Here is a 16,149-nt window from a genome sequence, read left to right on the forward strand (position 1 = left end):
CATGCCACAATACAAAAAATGCGCAAGACCGTTGTATCTTTAGTGTTACCACCCACAACAAGAAGCGTTCCGCCCCAAAATTGTGCAATTCATTGCACCTGAAGGGAAAACCATTGCACACATACTTTCACTTGAGGCTCACTTCTCAGAGAGAAGATCGAACTCCTTCAGCTTGTACTGCAGCGTCCGGCGCGAAACTCCCAGCTCGGCGGCGGTGAGGCGGCGGTTGCCGGAATGCTTTCGCAGCGCCTTGATGATGATCTCCCGCTCCGCCTCCCGGAGGAGCCCCCGCCCATCCTGCCCTTTGTGGGCAGAGGCGCTCAACACCCCCTCGGGGAGGTCGCTCCGCGTGACGCGCTCCCGGGCCAGAATCACGGCCCGCTCGATGACGTTTTGCAGTTCACGGACGTTCCCCGGCCAGGGGTATGCCCGGAGCAGCTCCATGGCGGCGGCATCCATGCCCGCCAGACGCTTGCCGATCTCGCGGCTGAAGCGCCGCAGGAAGTAGTCCGTCAGCAGGGGGAGCGCGTCTGCCCGGTCACGCAGGGGCGGCAGCGTCACGGGAAACACGTTGAGCCGGTAGAAGAGATCCTCGCGGAAGCGGCGTTCCGCCACTTCCCCCTGGAGATCGCGGTTCGTGGCGGCTATGACCCGCACATCCACCTTTATCTCCTTCCGCCCCCCCACGCGTTCGAAGGCCCGCTCCTGCAACACGCGCAGGAGTTTCGCCTGGAGCGGCATCGGCAGCTCTCCGATCTCGTCGAGAAAAATGGTGCCTCCGGCGGCCAGCTCGAATTTGCCGGGGCGGGCCTGGACGGCGCCGGTGAACGCTCCCCGCTCATGGCCGAAGAACTCGCTCTCCAGAAGTGTCTCCGGTATGGCGGCGCAGTTCAGGGCCACGAATGCCCCCTTGCCCCGCGGGCTCAGGAGGTGGATGGTGCGGGCCACCAGCTCTTTGCCGGTGCCGCTCTCGCCGGAGATGAGCACCGTGGCGGCGGTGGGGGCGACGCTCCGGACCAGGTCGCGCACCCCCCCCATGGCGCGCCCCGCGAAGATGAGCTCCTCGGGGGGGAGCCCCGCGGCCGCGGCTGCCTTGAGGGCCTGGTACTCCCTGGAATTTCCCAGCTCTCCGATTGCCCGCTGAACCAGGACGAGAAGGGTCTCGGGATCATGGAGGGGCTTGGTGAGAAAATCCACCGCACCCTCCTTCATGGCGGCAACCGCTTCTTCCACCGTCCCGAACGCGGTCAGGAAGATGAAGCGCGGAGGGTTGGCGTCGGCGCGGGTCTCGCGGAAAAGCTCAAGGCCGCTTTTGACGGGGAGCCTCATATCCGAAACCACCAGGTCGAAGCTCTCGCGGCGCAGGCGGTCGAACCCCTGTCCGCCATCGGCGGCGGTCACCACCTCATAGCCGTCATCGGTCAGGATGGTTTCGAGAAATATCCTGAAGGTGGAGTCGTCCTCAACAACCAGAATACGCCCTTTCATGGCTCCTCCTTCTGTTTATCGTCCACGCCGGCCACCCGCATCGTGACCGTGAAAACCGACCCTTTTCCGGGGGTGCTGACGACTCTCAACTCCCCCCCGTGCTGCCGGGCAATCTTTTCGCAGAGGGCGAGCCCCAACCCCGTCCCCCGGGCGCGGGTGGTGAAAAACGGCTCGAAAATGCGCTCCTGCACCTCCGGCGGCATCCCCTCGCCGGTGTCGATGACGCGCATGCTGACCGTCCCCTTCTCCAACTCCGCCGCCAGATGGAGGCTTCCCCCATCGGGCATGGCCAGCAGGGCATTCTGGCAGAGGTTCAGGAACAGCCGGAAAAGATGGTCGCTGCTGCCGGCAACCGTCAAATCCCGTGGGCATGAAGAGGTCATGACGACCCCCCGGGCCTCGGCATCGGGGCTTATGAGGGAAAGGAGGCGGGAGAAGAGATCCCTGACCTGCACCGGCTTGACGTCGATGGCGTCGCTCCGGGCAAAGGCAAGAAGGTCATTGACCAACTCTTCCAGGCTCCGGACCTCGGCCACGATCCGGCCGGCATGCTCCCCATTGCGCTCGCTGACGGGTTTTCTCTCGATCAACTGGGCAAAACCCTTGATTCCAGCCAGATGGTTGCGAATCTCATGGGCAAGCATTGCCCCCATCTCTCCCAGCCGCGCGAGCCCCTCGCGCCGGGTGAGTTCCAGACGGTGCTGCTCCTCGCGGCGCGCAAAGCGGTGAATGACCCCGACCAGCAGCCATGCGGCACCGAGCAGCGAGAGGAGCACCGCCAGGGTGAGGCGTGCCCGCCGCACAACGGCATCGGCACGATAGGTGTGCAGCTTCAGCCGAAGCTGGACATATTCATCGCGGAGAGGGAACGGGGTGACGTACTCGAAGACCGTCTCGCCGGTACGGAGCGTTACGCGCCGTGCGATTGGCCCCATGCTCCGGCCCATGTCCGGCGGTACCTTTTCCGTGGAACGGACTCCGATTAGATCGGAATTGGAATGAAAGCGGTACCTGCCCGACCGGTCCACGAGCGACAGGGACGCAACATCAGGCGGATGAAATCCGGCAAGAGTTTTGAGGGAGGGGTCGCGCTCCACCAGCGTCTCCACTGCGGCGGCTATGGAGAGGGCGGTACCGCTCAGGTTTTCCTCTGCCACCAACCCCGCGGTGCGGTAATTGTCAACGGCGAACCACGCAAGAAGAAGGGAGAGCCCGACCCCGAAGAAAACGAGAAGCTTACGTATCATGAATCAGCACTAAGCAAAACACAGACCAAAAACGGATCGGTCTTGCATGGAAGCCCCCTAGCCCTACTTCATTTCATACCAGAACTTCGCGCTTCTGACCTTGCCGTCGGAGAGCTTGAACTTGGCCATGACCCCGTACTTCCCTTTCTTCGACAGATCGAAGTCGGCCCCGAAGTGTCCCTGCATCCCCATGAGATCCTTCTGCTGAACGGCTTTATCCGGCCCCTGCACCTTAACCTTCACTTCACCTTCAGTCAATGCCTTGCCGCTCTTGGCATCCTTGAACTCGACGGCAAGATGGTGGGTCTCTTTCATTCCCTTGGGCATGGCCATCTTCATGGCTTTCATATGCTCGGCCATGCTGATGACCCTGAAGGAGGTCTTCACGCCGTCCACTACTTCCTCGTGGGCCACGTTGCCACCGTGCATGCCGTGGTCCATCTTCATGGAGCCGTGGCCGTGCTCGGCGGCAAGAACGACCAGAGGGGCCGAAAGGGCGAATGTTACGGCGGCAATGATAACTGCGAGTTTCTTCATGATGTTTTCTCCTTTTCCTTTGTGATTTGTTCCTTGCTTACCGGCTTCGATATGTGTTGAGCGAAGCCGCATTAGTGCTTCATTCCCGAATAGTGCAGTTTCCCATTTTTGAGATCGCGCTTTTTCATGAGCACGAAGATGACCGGCGTCATGATGAGGACGTGGATGGCCGAAGTTATCATCCCGCCGATCATGGGGGCGGCGATGGGCTTCATGACGTCGGCGCCGGTTCCCGAGGACCACATGATCGGCACCAGCCCCAGGAGGGCCACCGCCACGGTCATGAGCTTGGGGCGCAGCCGGAGCACCGCCCCCTCGTAGGTGGCGTCGTAGATGTCCTGCTCGGTCACCGGCCCCTTGAGGAGCTTTTTGTCCAGAGCCTCGTGGAGGTAGATGACCATCACCACCCCGGTCTCCACCGCCACGCCGTAGAGGGCGATGAAGCCGACCCAGACCGCCACGGAGAGGTTGTAGCCCAGGGCCGTCACCAGATAGACCCCTCCCACCAGGGCAAAGGGGACCGAGAGCATGACCATGCTCGCCTCCAGGGCCGAGTGGAAGGTGAAGTAGAGAAGGATGAAGATTATCAGCATCCCGGCAGGCACCAGGATCTGGAGCCGCTGCTTGGCCCTGATCTGGTTCTCCCACTGGCCGGACCAGGCCACGTAGTAGCCGGGGGGTAGCTTCAGGTTCTTTTCGAGCACCGTTTTGGCTTCCCCCACAAAGCCCCCCATGTCGCGCCCCCGCACGTTGAGGAAGACGATGGAGCGGAGAAGCCCCCCCTCGCTGTTGATCTCCGGGGCGCCGGTGGAGACCTTGAGCTTCGTCACCAGGGAGAGCGGCACCTGGGCACCCTCCATCCCCCCCACGAGAATCCGCTGGATGGCCGGAATGCTGTCCCGGTAGTCGCGCATGTATCTGATGCGGATCGGGAAGCGGTTGCGCCCCTCCACCGAGGTGGAGAGCATCTCGCCCCCCAGGGCGGTCTCGATTACGTCCTGGATGTCGCCCACGTTGACCCCGTAGCGGGCCGCGGCCTCCCGGTCGATGTCGATGTCGATGTAATTGCCGCCGGTGACCCGCTCGGCCACCACATCGGCGGCTCCGGGAACCCCCTTCAGGATTCCTTCCGCCTGGACCGCCAGTTCCTTCAGGACGTTCAGGTCGTTGCCGAAGATCTTCACCCCCAGGTCGGTCCGCACCCCGGTGGAGAGCATGTTGATCCGGTTGATGATGGGCTGGGTCCAGCCGTTCCTGACCCCTATCTGCTGGAGCTTGGCGTCCAGTTCGGCGACGATGTCGGCCTTGGTGACCCCGGCCCGCCACTGCTCCTTAGGCTTCAGGATGATGATCGACTCGAACATGGAGACCGGCGCCGGGTCGGTGGAGGTCTCGGCGCGCCCCACCTTCCCCAGGACGTGCTCCACCTCCGGGACCCCCTTGATGATCTTGTCCTGCACCTGGATGAGCCGCTTCGCCTCGGTGATGGAGACGTTGGGGAGGGTCACCGGCATATAGAGGAGCGACCCCTCATCCAGGGGGGGCATGAACTCGGAGCCGAGGGACATGAACATGGGGATGGCGATGGCCAGGGCCGCCACGTTGAGGGCGATTGTGGTCTTTTTCCACTTCAGCACCCACTTGATGACCGGCGAATAGAGGCGGATGAAGAACATGGAGACCGGGTTGGCGCTCTCCGGCGGCATCTTCCCCCGCATGAAGAAGTACATGAGAACCGGCACGAGCGTTATGGCGATGAAGGCCGACCCCACCATGGAGAAGGTCTTGGTGAAGGCGAGGGGGTGGAACATCTTCCCCTCCTGTCCCTCCAGGAGAAAGACCGGCACGAAGGAGAGGACGATGATGGCCAGGGAGAAGAAAATTGCCCGCCCCACCTGCTTGGCCGAGGAGATAATCACCTCCAGCCGCCGCTCCTGCCGCTCCTCGGGGGGGAGTTCCGACAGGTGCCGGTAGCAGTTCTCCACCATGATGACCCCGGCATCCACCAGCACGCCGATGGCGATGGCGATCCCCCCCAGGGACATGATATTGGAGGTGACCCCCATGAGCTTCATGGTTATGAACGAGATCAGCACCGCGATGGGAAGCGTCAGCACGATCACCAGGGAACTCTGGAAGTGGAGGAGGAAAGCGAGGATGACAAGGGAAACCACCACCGATTCTTCCAGCAGCGCGTGTTTCAGGGTGTCCACGGCCCGCATGATGAGATCGGAGCGGTCGTAGGCCACCTTGATCTTCACGCCGGGGGGGAGTCCCTGCTCAAGGGAGGCAATCTTCTCCTTCACCCGGTCGATGACGTCCTTGGCGTTCTCGCCGTAGCGCATGACCACGATGCCCCCCACCGCCTCACCCTCGCCGTTCAGGTCCAGGAGCCCCCGGCGGATGGCGCCCCCCATCTGCACGGTGCCCAGATTCTTCACGTAGACCGGGGTGCCGCGCATGTCGGCCCCGACCACAATATCCTCCAGGTCTTTGGGGGATTTGATGTACCCCTTACCCCGGATCAGGAATTCGGCATCGGCCTGCTCCAGGAGCCTCCCGCCAACGTCGTTGTTGGAGCGCTTCACCGCTTCCATCACCTGATCGACCTTGATGTTGTAAGCGAATAGCCGGTGGGGGTCCAGGTCGATCTGGTACTCGCGCACGTACCCGCCGATGGAGGCAACCTCGGCCACGCCGGGGACGGTGTTCAGCTGGTAGCGGACGAACCAGTCCTGGAGGGTCCGGAGCTGCTCCAGGTCGTACCCCTTCCCTTCCAGGGTGTACCAGAAGACGTGGCCCACACCGGTGCCGTCGGGGCCAAGGGTGGGACGGACGTTGGGGGGAAGGAGCGAGGCGGCGTAGTTTAGCCGCTCCAGCACCCTGGTCCGCGCCCAGTAGATGTCGGCCTTGTCCTCGAAGATGACGTAGATCATGGAGAAGCCGAAGGCGCTCGACGCCCGCACCGCCTTAACCCGTGGGAGCCCCTGGAGGTTCACCGCCAGGGGATAGGTCACTTGGTCCTCCACCACCTGGGGCGAACGGCCGGGGTACTCGGTGAAGACGATCACCTGGTTGTCGGAGAGATCCGGTATGGCGTCCACCGGCGTCTTGTACACCGCCCAGACTCCCCAGGCCACGACCAGGGCGAAGATCATCAGGATGACCACGCGGTTTCGGGCGGAATATTCGATGATTTTTTCAATCACAGGGGACTCCCGGGACCAGAAACCGGTCCCCGATTAATTACATTTTCATGTCATCCATGTTCATGCCGTCGTTCTTCTTTGGCGGCGCGGGCGCGCCCGGCTGGGGCGCGGCGCCGTGACCCTCGTGGCCGGCATGGCCGCCACCGTTCCCGGTCAGTTGCGACTCGGAGTCGATGAGGTACGCGCCGCTCGCCGCCACCTTTTCCCCCTCCTTGAGCCCGGAAAGCACCTGGAGCATATCCCCCACCCGGGCGCCGACCTTCACGTCCCTGGGAGCGAACATGCCCGGTTCCGTCTCGACCCAGGCCACCTGCCGCGTACCGGTGTCCATCACCGCCGCCACCGGCACGGCCACGGCGCTCCCCAGCGGCACCTTGATCATGGCGTTCACGAACATGTCCGGCTTGAGCTTCATGCCGGGGTTGGGAAGCTGCACCCTCACCTTGACCGTGCGGGTCTTGGGATCCAGGAAGGGGTAGACGAACGACACCTGCCCCGAGAAGGTCTTGCCGGGCCAGGACTGGGAAACTATCTCCACCCGCTGGCCGAGTTTTATGAAGGAGAACTCGTTCTCGTAGACTTCCACTTCCACCCATACGGTGGAAAGATCGGCGATGTTGAAGAGGGGGTCCCCCGTGTTCACGTACTGCCCCTGGAGCACCAGCTTCTCAATCACCACCCCGGAAAGGGGTGTGTAGATGGGGAGGCGGATGTTGGGCTGGCCGGCCTTTTCCAGTCCGGCGATCTGGCGCTCCTTCACCCCCATGAGGAGGAGCCGCTGCCGGGCCGACGCCACCAGCCCCTCCCCCCCCTGGGAGATGGAGGCGATGGGGGAATCCTTGAAGCGGTCGCGGCTGCGTAGCGCCAGAAGATACTCCTGCTGGGCGGAGACGAGATCGGGAGAATAGACCTCGGCCACCGGTTTCCCCCGTGAGACGTACGCACCAACACTGTTGACGTAGAGCCGGTCGATACGCCCCGAAACCCACGCCGTGACCTTCGCCTGGCGGGACTGGTCGTACTGCACAATGCCGACGGCATTCACCTCCTTGGTGAGGGGGATCGCCTTCGCCTCCACGGTGGCGACGTTGGCCATCACCTGCTGGGTGGGGGAGAGGGAGACGTGCCCCAGCATCTCAAGCGCCTTGGCATCCGCCTGGGTCCCCTCCACCTTCTTGACGAGCTCCATGCCGCAGATGGGGCAGGTTCCGGGCTTATCCTTGATGATGAAGGGGTGCATGGGACAGGTGTAGAGCACCTCCCCCTTGGAAGTCTTCTCCCCCTTTGCGGTTTCCCCCTGCCGCCCTTGCCACAGGTAGTAGCCCCCCCCTGCCGCAGCCAGCAGCACCGCCACCGCAATGGCAACCTTCGCGCTCAATTTCATGATCAATACCTCACGGTTTATTGGAAAATCTCATCCCCTGCCCGGCAAGCCCTACTCCTGCAGTTCCTTGCCCACCAGGGCCTCAAGCTGGGCGAGGCGCATCTGGTACTCGGCCAGGGACTCGTAATACTCGCGCTCCAGGTTGTACAGGGTCAGCCGGTTGTCCAGCAGCGTGAGGAAATCTACCTTGCTGACCCGGTAGCCGATGGTGGCCGACTCCAGGGATTGCTCCGCCTGGGGGATGATCCCGGTTTTGAAAAGCCCGGCAAGCTTCTCCCGCTGCTCCATCCGGGCCAGGTTGTCGGCAATCCCCAGATTTATGGCGTTGTTCACGGTATTAAGCTCCGCCTCGGCCATGGCAATCCCCGCCGATGAATCGCGAACCATGGCGTGGCGCCGCGCCCGCTGAACCGGGAGGTTGAAGGTGAACCCCAGGGCGTACATGTCGTACCCGGGGTCGGCCATGGCCGGATCCCGCTGCATGTACTCGAAGGAGACGTTCACATCGGGGAAGAACTCCTTCTCCGCCAGGCGGTGCCCCGCCTTTCCCCCCTCGATCCGGGCGCGGACGCTCTTGAGCAGCGGCCGGTTTTCCCCGGCCATGTCCCGGAGCTGCTCCGGCGACCAGGCCAGGGGCTTCAGTTCGAAGTCTGCGATGCTCCCCACCGGCGTCTCGGCGGGGCGGAACAGGAGGGTGTTGAGGGTCGCCTGGAGGGTACGGCGCTGCTGCTCCAGGGTAATCTTCATGCTGAGCATCTTCGAGCGCTCAGTCTGGGCCTTGAAGACATCCTGCTGGGCTCCCTGCCCCACCGAATATTTCGTTTCGGCCAGGGCGATGAAATCATCCATGATCCGGATGTTCTTTCCGATAATCTCCAGATCCTTGTCGGTCATGAAGATCTGGTAGTACGTCTCCTTTACCATCCGGGCCAGCTCCAGCTTCCGCTCCTCCACCTGCCATTTGAGGGCCTCGGCTTCCTGCTTTGCCACTTCGGTCTTCAGATCGCGCTTCCCCCAGAAGGGAAGCTGCTGCGATATGCCGATCACCCGCTGGCTCATGGGGTCCCGCCCGGAGTTCAAGGGATCTCGAATCAGGAAGTTCTGGAGCTTGAGCATGAGCATCGGGTCTTCGAGGGCGCCCGCCTGCACCACGCGATTGCGGAACATCTCCCACTGGGCCTCCGACGCCTTCAGCTCGGGGTTGTTGGTCAGGGCGGTTTCCACAAGCTGCGGAAGATTTTCGAAAGATTTTGCTTCTTCGGCCCTGGCCCCCCAGGGGAGCGCCAGCGTGGCGAAGAGGACGAAGCCGATTGCCAGGCGTGATGTCATGATTTCTCCTGAATTCCGGGATGATGGTTCATGGCATTACACGAGCCGTGCCATGCATCTATCTATTTGATTTCACGTTATATCGTGTTTAACCGAAAAGGACGGGCGGTCGCTGGTGGGGAATATTCTACAGGCGTTACATGATATTCTTCAGGACTGGCCGGCATCTGCCGGGAGCTACTGACCGCACTTCAGCCATATCCGGTGCAGTGACGGTTGATTTGTCAACCACTGAGGAAGTAATGCCATGAAATTCACCCGTGTCAACCGGCGGGCCATGAAGAACAACGGCAAAACGCCCGGGCAACTATGACTTGCGAATTGCCTATTGACATGCTCAACAACGCACGGCTATCATCACTCAACTTAATGAAAACATGGCCCGGCCCTATGCGAACTCACCCGTTCAAGAGAATAATTGCAGTTGTGCTCCTCGTGGCCGTTGCGGTCATGGCGGGCAACGGCCTTTGTTTCGCCCGGGACGCGGGTCACGCCCTTGAAACATCCTGCGGCACGGCCGATGAAGCGGCCGCCAAGGCAAATTGCGGGGGAGACGCCCCCTGCTGCCCCGATGAAGACGAATCCTCTTCCGATCATTGCGGCAGTTGCCTCTCATGCCCATGCCACGCCCCCCTGAACAGCCAGGGGGCACTCCTGTCCTATTCCCCCCTGGTCATCAGCCTGTCGTCCCCGGAACATCTCAACGCTCCGCCCGACGTTTATCGCCCCATCTTCGTCCCTCCCCAGCTGACGGCATAATGTGCTGAAGCAGCGGCCTCCACGGCCCCAGGGGATATTCGTGCGCTCTTCGCCGAAACCTCACCAGCACCATTTTTAATCCCGAAATCCAACTGAAACCGAATAAATCCATAAGGAGGTTCTGTCCTGATGCGAGCATATCGCTTCGTGTCCGGAGCAGTCCATCTGCTCCTGGCAGCCGCAATCCTTGTCCCCCGGGGGGCTTACGGCGAAGTTCACCCGCTGAATCTTTCCAGGGCCGTCGAGTACGCCCTGGCCAACAATGGCGAGTTGCAGGCGCTGCGCGCCGAAAAAGAGGTGGCCCGGGCCGGGGTGGAGCGGGCCGCGCTCTTCACCAACCCCACCCTGGATCTGTCGGCCGACACCGGCGCCATGACCGGCAGCTCCGACGAGAATACCGCGTCCATCGGCCTTTCCCAGGAACTCCCCACCGTCGGCAAGCGGGCCAAGCGCCGGGCCGTTGCCGAGCGGGAGCTGGAGGAAGTCCTCCAGCAGATTGCCGACCGGGAGCGGCTCCTCGCCCTGGAGGTGAAGAGTACCTTTGCCGAGCTCATGCTGGCGCAAAAGCGGCGGGAGCTGGCCCTGCGGGCCGTGGAGCTGAACGGAAAACTGCTGGAGATAACGCAGGAGCGCCTGGCGGCGGGGGATATCCCGGAACTGGAGGTGAATCTCGCCCGGGTGGAGGTAGCCCGGAGCGAGGGGCGCAAGATCGAGGCCGAACGCGGGCTAGATCCGCTTCAGGCCCGGCTGCGGGCCCTGCTGGGGCTCCCGGCCGGCGATGACGTCGGCTTCGAAGGTTCTCCCGAACGGCACCACCTTGCCATCCCCCCCGCCGAGCTGACCCGCCTCGCCCTGGAAAACCGCCCCGACCTGAAGGCCCTCCGGGCTGCCCGCGCCGGGCGTGATGCCGCAGTGGCCCTGGCCGAGGCGGAACGGATTCCGAACGTGACCCTGGGAGTCGGCTACACCCACGAGCGGAGCGTGGATGCCACCGGCCTCGGCGAGGAGAAAACCCGCGACAACCTCGTGGGGATAAAACTCTCGATTCCGATCCCACTCTTCGACCGGAACCAGGCCGGCATCCGCGAGGCCAGGGCCAGGGAGCAGGGCGCCGGGCACCGGCTGGAATTCGCCCGCGCCGGCGTGGCCAGGGAGGTCGAAGGGGACTATGCCCGCCTGACGGCGGCGGATAAGGCCCTCGACCTCTACGTAGGCAGCATCCTCCCCCAGCTGGAGGAGAACCTGAAGCTGACCCGGGAGGCTTATCAGCTAGGCGAGGCGGGAATCCTCCCGGTGATCGAAGAGCAGAAGAAATACATCGAAGTCCATGACGGCTACCTCGCCGCCCTGGCCGAGCGGCAGACTGCCCTGGCGCGGCTCGAAGCCTCGGTGGGAATCGATTTCCAGAACAAAACCAGCGGAGGTGCGCAGTGAACCGGAAACAAGGAATCATCATCGGCATTATCCTGGCCTTGGCCATCGGGGGTGCCTTCATTTATCGTTCTGCCCATATGACCGGCGGCGAACCCGCCGAAACGAAAGAAGCCGGCCACCATGAAAGCGAGGAGCACGGGGGTGAAAAGGAAGGTCACGAAGGTCATGACGAGCACGGCGGGGAAGGGCTGGTCAAAATGGCCGCCGAGGCGCAGAAGCAAAACGGCGTGGCCGTCGCCGCGGCCGGAAAGCAGCGGCTCGCCGGCGTAATCAGCGCCACCGGCAAGGTGGAGGCCAACGCCGACCGCATCGCCCATGTCTCGCCGCGCATCGCCGGCAAAATCGTCAGCGTCCGGGCATCCCTCGGTGACGCCGTCGCCGCCGGCCAGCCCCTGGCAACCCTGGACAGCGTCGAACTGGGCGAGGCCCTGAACCGCTACCGCCAGTCGAAAACACGGCTTGCCCTGGCCCAGTCCAGCATGGACCGGATCAAGGCCCTTGTGGAGAAGAAGATTGCGGCCCGCAAGGATATCCTCCAGGCGGAGACCGATTATCAAATGGCCAGGACGGAGCTGCACACCGATGAAGAGCGCCTCTCCCTCTACGGCGTCGCACCGTCCGACATCAAAAACGCCAACCACCGGAAGCCGCTGTTGCCGGTCCGCTCCCCCATAGGCGGCATCATCACAGAAAAGCACGCCATCGTCGGCGAGCTGGCCGACCCCTCCACAAGCCTTTACACCGTGGCCGACCTCTCGTCGGTCTGGGTGATGGTGGACATCAACGAAAAGGATCTGGCCAAGGTTCACCGGGGCCAGCCGGCAGCGGTAACCGTAAGCGCCTTTCCCGAGCTGAAGCTGAAAGGGCGGATCACCTACATCGCCGACCTGGTGGACGAAGCGACCCGCACGGTCAAGGCAAGGGTCGAGGTGGCCAATCCGGGGCGCAAGCTGAAGCCGGAGATGTTCGCCTCCGTGGAGCTGGCCCTGGCTGCCGACGCGCCGCCGGTCCTGGCGGTTCCCGAGGATGCCGTGCAGGATCTGGACGGGGAAAAGGTGGTTTTCGTGGCGGAGGGGAGCGATGAATTCGCGGCCCGTCCAGTGCAGACCGGGCGGGCTGCCGGCGGCCTGGTGGAGATCGTGTCGGGGCTGGCGGAGGGGGAAAACTACGCCGTCAAGGGCTCCTTCATCCTCAAATCGGAGCTCAAGAAGGGTGAGATGACGGATGAACACGGCCACTGAGACAACGACCCGTAGGGGCGATCCTTGTGATCGCCCGGATTCAGGGCAAACACAAGGTTTGCCCCTACAATGCGAGGGAATTCGATGCTGGAAAAAATAATAGCCTACACCCTGCGGCAGAAGGGGATGATCCTCTTCGCGGCGCTGGTGATCATCGTCGCGGGGCTCTATTCCTACGCGAAGCTCCCCATCGACGCCTTCCCCGATGTGACCAACATCCAGGTGGAGGTGGTCAGCCACGCCGACGGCCTGTCGGCCATCGAAATCGAACGGAACGTCACCTACCCCATCGAGATGGCCATGCGGGGGCTCCCCGACATCGAACAGATGCGCTCAGTCACCAAGTTCGGCCTCTCCATAGTCACCATCGTCTTCAAGGACAACGTGGATATCTACTTCGCCCGGCAGCTGGTGTTCGAGCGCCTGGCCGAGGCCCGGGAGAAGGTTCCGAAGGGGGTCGAGGTCGCCATGGGGCCCATCGGCACCGCCATGGGGGAGATCTACCAGTACACCCTGGAAGGGAAGATGCCCACTGATCCCCAGCAGAAGATCGCCTACCTGACCAACCTGCGGACCATTCAGGAGTGGATCGTGACGCCCCAGCTGAAGAGCGTTGCCGGGGTCAACGAGATCAACTCCTTCGGCGGCTATTTCAAGCAGTACCAGGTGCTCGTGGCGCCGGAAAAGCTCCTGAAGTACGGCATAACCGTGGATGACGTCTACACCGCCATCGGCAGCAACAACGAGAACGTCGGCGGCAACCTCCTGGAGCGGGGGACGGACCAGTACATCGTCCGGGGGGTCGGCCTCATCAAGGACGTGAGCGACATCGAGAACATCGTCCTCAGGTCGGCGGGAGGTACCCCCACCTATATCCGCGACGTGGCCCAGGTGAAGGTGGGTGAGGCAGTTCGCATGGGGGCCGCCATGAAGGACGGCAAGGATGAGTGCGTGGGGGGCATCGTCATGATGCTGCGCGGCGAGAACAGCCGCGAGGTGGTGCGCCGGGTTGCGGAAAAAGTAAAGGAAATCAACGGAAACAACGTCCTGCCGGAGGGTATCAGAATCGTTCCCTTCTACGACCGGAGCGACATCGTCAAGGCCAGCGTCGGGACGGTCAACAAGGCGCTCATCGAGGGGTCGATCCTTGTGCTGATCGTCCTGTACCTGCTGCTGAACAGCATCCGGGGGAGCATCGTGGTTCTCATCGCCCTCCCCCTCTCCCTCCTGGCCACGTTCATCGTCATGAGGCTCACGGGAATCAGCGCCAACCTCATGTCCCTGGGGGGGCTCGCCATATCCATCGGGATGATCATCGACACCACCATCATCCAGGTGGAAAACGTCCAGCGGCACCTGAGCGAGGGGGGCGAGCGCCATTCGAAGCTGACTACGGTGCTGAAGGCGGTCATGGAGGTGAGAAAGCCGAGCATCTTCGGCGAAATGATCATCGCCATCACCTTCATCCCGATCCTGGCCCTGGAGGGGATCGAAGGGAAAATGTTCGGCCCCCTGGCCATCACCGTGGCCATTGCGCTCCTGGCGTCCCTGCTCCTCTCCATCTTCATCATCCCGGTGCTCTGCAGCCTCTTCCTGAAGCCGGAGCCGGAAAAAGAAAGCTTCCTCATGCAGCGGGCCCACCGGCTCTACCTGCCGCTCCTCGACTACGCCATGAACAGGAAGCGCGTGGTGCTGGGGGTGGCGGGCACGCTGCTGGTTGCCTCCCTCGTCATGGTGACCCGACTCGGGACGGAGTTCATCCCGACCATGGACGAAGGCTCCTTCGACATGGATGTCTCCATGCTTCCCGGCGTCTCCCTGGACAAGGCCATGGAGGTCAACCAGCGGGTCGCGCAGAAGCTGAAGCAGTTCCCCGAACTGGGAACGATTGTGTCGCGAACCGGCCAGACCGGCGTGGCCCTGGACACCAGGGGGTCGGACAAGACCGGCTACGTGGGGATTTTGAAGCCTAAGGACCAGTGGCCGCGGGACATCTCCAAGGAAGAGCTCACCAACGAGATGCGCGAGTCCCTGGAGTCCGTAGCCGGCATCTCCTTCGGTTTCAGCCAGCCGATCCAGTGCCGCATCGACGAACTGGTGGCCGGAACCAGGGCGCAGCTGATCGTCAAGCTCTTCGGCGACGACATCGACGTGCTCAGCGAGAAATCCCAGGAGATCGCCAGGGTGCTCTCCACCATCAAGGGAGGTACCGACCTGAATGCCGAAAAGGTCTCCGGCCAGCCCTACCTGACCGTGAACATCGACCGGGCGAGGATTGCCCGCTACGGCCTCAACATCAGCGACGTGCAGAAGGTGATCGAAATCGCCGTTGCCGGCAAGGCGGCATCGCAGCTCTACGAGGAGAACCGCAGCTTCGACATCACGGTGCGCCTGCCGGAGGAGAAGCGGAACTCCCTGGAGGCCATCAACAACCTGATCATCACCACGAAGACCGGGGTCAACGTCCCCCTCCAGCAGCTGGCCGAGGTGAAGATGGTGGAAGGGCCGGTGCAGATCAGCCGCCAGGACGGAGTGCGCCGGATCGGGATCGAGATGAACATCACCGGCCGGGACATCGGCAGCTTCGTAGCCGAGGCGAAGCAGAAGATCCGGGAAGGGGTGAAGCTCCCTGCCGGATACTACCTCACCTGGGGTGGGCAGTTCGAGAACCAGCAGCGGGCCATGAATAAGCTGATGATCATCGGGCCGGTGGCCATCGGCCTGATCCTGCTGCTCCTCTACGTCACCTTCCGGTCCATCCGCCTGGCGTCCCTGGTTATCGCCAACCTGCCTTTCGCCCTGATCGGCGGCGTCTTCGCCCTCTTCATCTCCGGGCAGTACCTGTCGGTGCCGGCATCGGTGGGTTTCGTGGTCCTCTTCGGGGTTGCCGTCCTGAACGGGCTGGTGCTGGTGTCGCGGATTTCCCAACTGCGGGAGGAAGGGCTGGAACTGGAGGAGGCCATAAAGAAAGGAGCTGCCGACCGCCTGCGGCCCGTGCTGATGACCGCATCCATCGCCATCTTCAGCCTGGTCCCGATGCTCCTGGCCGGCGGAACCGGCTCCGAAATCCAGAAGCCGCTGGCAACGGTGGTGGTCGGCGGGCTGGTAACGTCAACCCTGCTGACGCTGCTGGTCATTCCTTCGGTGTACGGGTGGTTTGAAAAGAGAAACATCGAGGAGGAACAGTGAGTCAACCCTTCCCCCAGAGGGGATCGTCCGCGAACTGCATCCGTATCCGCGCCTCGGGGCACTGGGTGTAGAACTCCTCTTCGGTGAAGGAAAAACGGTAGGCGCCGACATAGTCGGCGAGTATCCGGTAGGCGGCGTTGATCCGGCGAATCCGCTCCGGATCGGCCATATTGCCGGCATCGGGGTGGTACCGCTTTACCAGCTCCCGATGCCGGGCCTTTATCTCCTTGAGGCTGGCGCGGTCGCCAAGCCCAAGGGTTCTAAGCGCTTCCTGCAAGTCGTCATAGGTCATGGTCGGCACTCGTTTTCCCTCCCGTTGCATCATTGTCAGG

Annotated in this window: 11 protein-coding genes; 4 read left to right on the plus strand and 7 right to left on the minus strand. The window is 62.7% G+C overall.

All coding sequences use genetic code 11. The features are described from left to right. Window positions 1–138: 138 nt before the first annotated feature. From JZM60_RS05115 to JZM60_RS05140, 6 genes are all read right to left on the minus strand, one after another. Window positions 139–1,488 (minus strand): sigma-54-dependent transcriptional regulator, encoded by a 1,350-nt coding sequence (locus JZM60_RS05115; protein ID WP_207164439.1) that lies wholly within the window; start codon window positions 1,486–1,488, stop codon window positions 139–141. Continuing rightward, window positions 1,485–2,735, minus strand: coding sequence for a two-component system sensor histidine kinase NtrB (locus tag JZM60_RS05120; RefSeq protein ID WP_207164440.1), 1,251 nt, complete (start codon window positions 2,733–2,735; stop codon window positions 1,485–1,487). Before JZM60_RS05120 ends, JZM60_RS05115 begins: the two co-directional genes overlap by 4 nt. Window positions 2,736–2,798: 63 nt before the next feature. Then, complete coding sequence (locus tag JZM60_RS05125; protein WP_207164441.1) at window positions 2,799–3,272, minus strand: hypothetical protein; 474 nt, start codon at window positions 3,270–3,272, stop codon at window positions 2,799–2,801. Window positions 3,273–3,343: 71 nt separating this feature from the next. After that, on the minus strand, window positions 3,344–6,481 hold the full coding sequence (locus JZM60_RS05130) for an efflux RND transporter permease subunit (RefSeq protein WP_207164442.1): 3,138 nt from the start codon (window positions 6,479–6,481) through the stop codon (window positions 3,344–3,346). 37 nt (window positions 6,482–6,518) lie between these two features. Continuing rightward, window positions 6,519–7,865, minus strand: coding sequence for an efflux RND transporter periplasmic adaptor subunit (locus tag JZM60_RS05135; RefSeq protein ID WP_207164443.1), 1,347 nt, complete (start codon window positions 7,863–7,865; stop codon window positions 6,519–6,521). Between the two features lie 51 nt (window positions 7,866–7,916). After that, window positions 7,917–9,194 carry a TolC family protein gene (locus JZM60_RS05140; RefSeq protein ID WP_207164444.1) on the minus strand — a complete coding sequence of 426 codons (1,278 nt, stop codon included), beginning with the start codon at window positions 9,192–9,194 and terminating at the stop codon, window positions 7,917–7,919. Between the two features lie 390 nt (window positions 9,195–9,584). Here JZM60_RS05140 and JZM60_RS05145 point away from each other — a divergent pair, with 390 nt between their 5' ends. The 4 genes from JZM60_RS05145 (at window position 9,585) to JZM60_RS05160 (ending at window position 15,817) form a co-directional block, all read left to right on the plus strand. Beyond that, window positions 9,585–9,953: a hypothetical protein gene (locus JZM60_RS05145; RefSeq protein WP_241426375.1), complete on the plus strand. Its 369-nt coding sequence runs from the start codon at window positions 9,585–9,587 to the stop codon at window positions 9,951–9,953. 126 nt (window positions 9,954–10,079) lie between these two features. Continuing rightward, on the plus strand, window positions 10,080–11,387 hold the full coding sequence (locus tag JZM60_RS05150; protein WP_207165489.1) for a TolC family protein: 1,308 nt from the start codon (window positions 10,080–10,082) through the stop codon (window positions 11,385–11,387). Then, on the plus strand, window positions 11,384–12,628 hold the full coding sequence (locus JZM60_RS05155) for an efflux RND transporter periplasmic adaptor subunit (RefSeq protein ID WP_207164446.1): 1,245 nt from the start codon (window positions 11,384–11,386) through the stop codon (window positions 12,626–12,628). Before JZM60_RS05150 ends, JZM60_RS05155 begins: the two co-directional genes overlap by 4 nt. Before the next feature lie 84 nt (window positions 12,629–12,712). Next, the gene (locus JZM60_RS05160; RefSeq protein WP_207164447.1) at window positions 12,713–15,817 is read left to right on the plus strand and encodes an efflux RND transporter permease subunit; all 3,105 of its coding nucleotides are present in this window, start codon (window positions 12,713–12,715) and stop codon (window positions 15,815–15,817) included. Between the two features lies 1 nt (window position 15,818). On the opposite strand, the gene JZM60_RS05165 is transcribed toward JZM60_RS05160, so the two are convergent. After that, window positions 15,819–16,109, minus strand: a complete 291-nt coding sequence (locus tag JZM60_RS05165; protein ID WP_207164448.1) for a J domain-containing protein — start codon at window positions 16,107–16,109, stop codon at window positions 15,819–15,821. Between the last annotated feature and the right edge of the window lie 40 nt (window positions 16,110–16,149).

It is taken from the genome of Geobacter benzoatilyticus (assembly GCF_017338855.1).
In the GTDB taxonomy this organism is placed as follows: Bacteria; Desulfobacterota; Desulfuromonadia; order Geobacterales; family Geobacteraceae; genus Geobacter; species Geobacter benzoatilyticus.